The sequence below is a fragment of the Stenotrophomonas sp. P5_A8 genome (genome assembly GCF_056400545.1).
On record NZ_JBFULB010000336.1, the window covers coordinates 1 to 4,168 of the forward strand.

Consider the following 4,168-nt stretch of genomic DNA (forward strand, 5'->3'; position numbering starts at 1 on the left):
CTCCAAGCCAATATAAACTCCTTGCCCGCTCGCTACGGTGGCCTGCCCTCTGATTCCCAACACCGATGGTGTAGGGCCTGTCAGCGGCCGATCACGGTCCGCGTTGGGTTCATTATCCAGCCCCCTCCCCCCCAATGCGCCTACCCGCTGATGTGGTGCTTCAGGATCGAGTCCATCAGTTCTCTTGCACCAGCCACCTGTTCATCAGTGAGCGCATGCCTGGAGCCGGCGAAAACGTCTCCGAGTTGAGTGCAGGCTGGCCAGGCTCCTCCGCCAACGCATCCAAGGTTTCTGTGCGGCTCAGCATAGCTAGTGAGAGACCGGACCGGTCACCATAGATGGTGGTCAGTCTTTACCTAGGAGCACCACGAGGGTCTAGAAGGCGGCGGCCGCCTAAGTCAGAGCACCTGTGAGCATCCCAATCGAATCGAATAAACCGGATCGTGGATTAGAACCAACCACCCGCAATCCTTCCAATTTGCCAAGACAATTGATTCTTTTTTTTCTTTAATATCAGCCGCTTGCGAACACAAAGCGCGCGCCTTACTGTAGGCCTACCTGACCCAAGCCCTACGCCTCCCATGGCTGCTATTTCGGCGCTCCGCCAAGACCTTCTCACACGCTACGGCGCTCTTCTCACCTCGGAAGAAGTCGCGCGCGTGCTCAGGTTTAAGAGCAAAGATGCGCTGATGAAGGCGCGCAGAAGGGATGCGCTACCAATAGCGCTATTCAGCATTCCGGGTCGAAAGGGTCTCTTCGCCACCTCGGCTGACGTTGCGTCATGGGTGGAGAGTCTTGGCGCCAGTCATCCCGCAGCAGAGGAGACAGCGACCGAGGAGACCAAGCAATGACATAGCCACTGAAAAATCATTGGCTAAAAAAGGAAATGCCCCGGCGGCAACCGAGGCATCTCTGGGAACAGCACTTCTATCGAAGCTGGTCCAACTTTAGCCCCCAACGCATCAGGCCGCAAGTCTCGTCTCCCACGGGCCAGCTTCACCGTGCCTGATCCCAAGAACCCTTACAGCTAGTTGCTGTGGGCCGGGGTGCTATGAAGTTCACTGAAGAAGACCGGAAGGCTTATGCAGCTACTCATCAGCTGACATTTGCCGCAGCGGACTATGTCGAGAGGGCGAGCATCGGAGTGAGCCGAAACATCGGTACCGCCCCGAATCGGCCATCTATGCTCGTGGAGTTCCCGTCGTTCAAGATGGGCTGCACGATAAATCTCGAGAGTCGGCATGAACACTGTTACGCCGTAGAGCTAGAGCGCGACCGAGACGTCCTAGCCTATTACGAGCAGCCTCCAACGGTGGAGTGCGTGCGTGATACCCGGAAGGGGAAACGCCCGTACCCCTACACGCCTGACTTCATTGTGCTGGGGAAGACAGGACTATTCGTCGCACAGGTCAAGGACACCTCCGAGCTCGAAGATTTGGTGGAGACGCGCCTTTCCTGGACGAAATGTGACAACAACTATGTTGACCTGGCAGCTCGAGACCTCTTCGCGTCGATCGGCATCCGCCATGTAGTCATCCCGTCCAGCAGCCTTTGCAAGCAAGTCACCCAGAATCTTCTCACGCTCCGTCAGGTCGAGTTGGCCGCCGCAGATCCGGCGGTAGAGCGGGCTGCCCTGTCGCATGTTTTTCAGAGAAGAGTCGTGACGATGTCCGAGGTGATGCAGAAGATCCACACTCAAGATTGCACATCACTGTTACATCTTGTTGCGTCTGGAAGAATCTTTGCTGATCTTTCCAATCACTCGCTAAGCAGTCCCTCCACTTGTCTGCTCGCAGCGTCACCAGAGCTTCTGACAACTGAGCTAGTCGAGGAGATCGAGCGCTCAAGGCACATAGTTCCTTCTAGCGAAGGCACGGTGAGCAGAGACCTCATACCCAGCAGCTCGCACCTGTTGAGGGGACTCGCAAACCTGAACTTCCTTCAAGGCGCGATCCGCACAAGAAGTGAGAAGGAGCACGCAAGACGGCTCCGACTCCGCCGTGCAGATGGAGAATCACAGGGGAAATCTGCAATCGCGGCGTTGACACCCCGTTACGCATCAAGCGGAAATAGGACGCTCAAGCGGCCAGCGTCGGTCCTGCAATATGCTCGCGAGGAACTCAAGCGTTGCCTTGAAGGTAATAGTAACCCTGGTCCACTTTCGGTGTACCGCAGCTACCAGGTTCATGCGGAACTTCACCATCCGGGTCACCGTCCCGTCGGAAAGACAACGGCTCGGAAGATCATTGCCGAGCTTGAACAGGAAACGGCTGCATCCAGAGGTGGCAAGCGCCTACTGAATTCAAAGTCATCGCCGTCCCCGGTAGAAGTGCGAGCGCTAAAGGCGATGCGTCCCTTCGAACTCGCTCAATGTGACCACTATCTAGCAGACATCGAAGTGGTGGTCGGGAGAGCCAACGGCAAGACCTACACCGCGCGTCCGTGGATCACGGTCCTCATCGACTGCTACACCCAATGTGTCCTTGCATTCGGGATGTCACTACGCGCGCCCAATAAAGGCACCAGCTCACAAGTGCTGCGCGACTGTGCACGCAGGCACGATCGGCTTCCCGAAATAATCATCAGCGACAACGGATCAGACTTCACATCTGTTCATTACTCGACAATGGCGGCGCAACTGAACATGTCCATCATGTTTCGCCCACCGGGAAACGGAAGGTTCGGGTGTGAGGTTGAGCGGCTGTTCGGTAAAGCAAAAACGTTCTGGCTCGACTGCCTTCCAGGAAGCATCAAGACGATTCGCTTCTCTCGCTCCATATCCTCAGACCGACAACCATCGGCAAGGGCAGAGCTTAGTTTGGTAGACCTTTGGTACGAGATGGAAGCATTCAGTGAGTGGATCGGGAGGCGTCCATCAGGCGGCAGCAGCGAATGCCCTGATGCAAAGATGCTAAGCGGGCTACGACAGTTTCCGTTTAGCGGGATACGAGCTCAGGCCGATCTCAGCTTCCTCGTCACAACTGCAATGAATCAGAAGCCCTTGAAGGTCTCGGGGAACACGGGAATCCATGCTGGCGACTTTCACATGTGGCACGACGCCCTCGCAGCTTTCGCTGGGAGACGCGTCCCGACGCGGATCGACGGCCAGGATCCGCGAATCCTCTATGCACTGCTCGATGATCAGTGGGTTGTTTGCAAAGCATATGCTGCGCTCCAAGCAGGGCAGCAATCACATGGCGAAGCGATGGCGTATGCGGTGTGGGCGAGAGATGGTTCATCACTGAGAAAGTTGATGAAGGCTGACTCCGATAGGCAGCTCATTGCCGAGATTGAAAGACGCGAGATGTCTCGTAAAGCACCCCCTGCGAGAGAGCCCAACGAAGCTCAACTGGCGACAGATCGTCCGACTAGCTGTCCCCCGTCCCTTGGAAGCTTCAAGGCGATTAGCACTGAGCCAATGTCCGTCGAGGATTGGTAGTGGCTGAGCAAGAGAAATCTCTGGCCGAGCAGATTGACCTCGTCGTCGCCAAGCGTCTTGGACACAGAATCTACGATGAGACACGACGCTATCTGGAAGCAGCTCGGACCGCAGTGTTGACCGAGGAGGTAGTGATTCTTGTCGGACCGCCCAGGGTTGGCAAGTCTAGTGTTAGCCGACAAGTCTTTGGAGCCCACTCCAAGCAGGCCCCTGATGATCAGGATCATAYGCACTCTGTTTACGTCCCGGCTGGAAACGACTCAACAGCAGGGGCCTTCTCAACGAAAGCTTTCCTAAGCGCTTGCCTAAACTCGATCCGCCATCCGCTGTTGAGCACCGACGTCGCTGCACGTGAGGGTCGACTCGGCGACTCTTTTCTTAGCCGAACCACAGAGGGTGCGATGCGTTCGGCCTTCGAGAGATGCCTCGTGGCGAGGCGTACGCAGTTCCTGGTCATAGACGAAGCCCACCATGTGTTGAACGCGAAAGGTGGGGAGAGGTCCGCCGGTGCAATCTTGGATTCATTCAAGGTGCTGGCTGCCAGGACAGGAGTTCGCCTTGTTCTAGTCGGCTCTTACGATCTTCTGACCGCGGTCAACCTGGCTCCTCATCTGATCGGCCGATCTCAAACCATCGAATTCCCCCGCTACAGGGAGTCAGAGTGGGACATGGTCGAATGGACAAGGATAGTGCGCCACTACTCGAGCCTCATCCATGAAGACGAGTATG

Annotated in this window: 2 protein-coding genes; both read left to right on the forward strand. The window is 56.4% G+C overall.

The window, feature by feature from the left end:
* Positions 1-1,321: 1,321 nt before the first annotated feature.
* On the forward strand, positions 1,322-3,439 hold the full coding sequence (locus AC1DQP_RS17505) for a hypothetical protein (RefSeq protein ID WP_478052100.1): 2,118 nt from the start codon (positions 1,322-1,324) through the stop codon (positions 3,437-3,439).
* The coding region (locus AC1DQP_RS17510) for an ATP-binding protein (protein ID WP_478052101.1) at positions 3,439-4,168 on the forward strand (730 nt) is incomplete at its 3' end. The genes AC1DQP_RS17505 and AC1DQP_RS17510, both read left to right, overlap by 1 nt.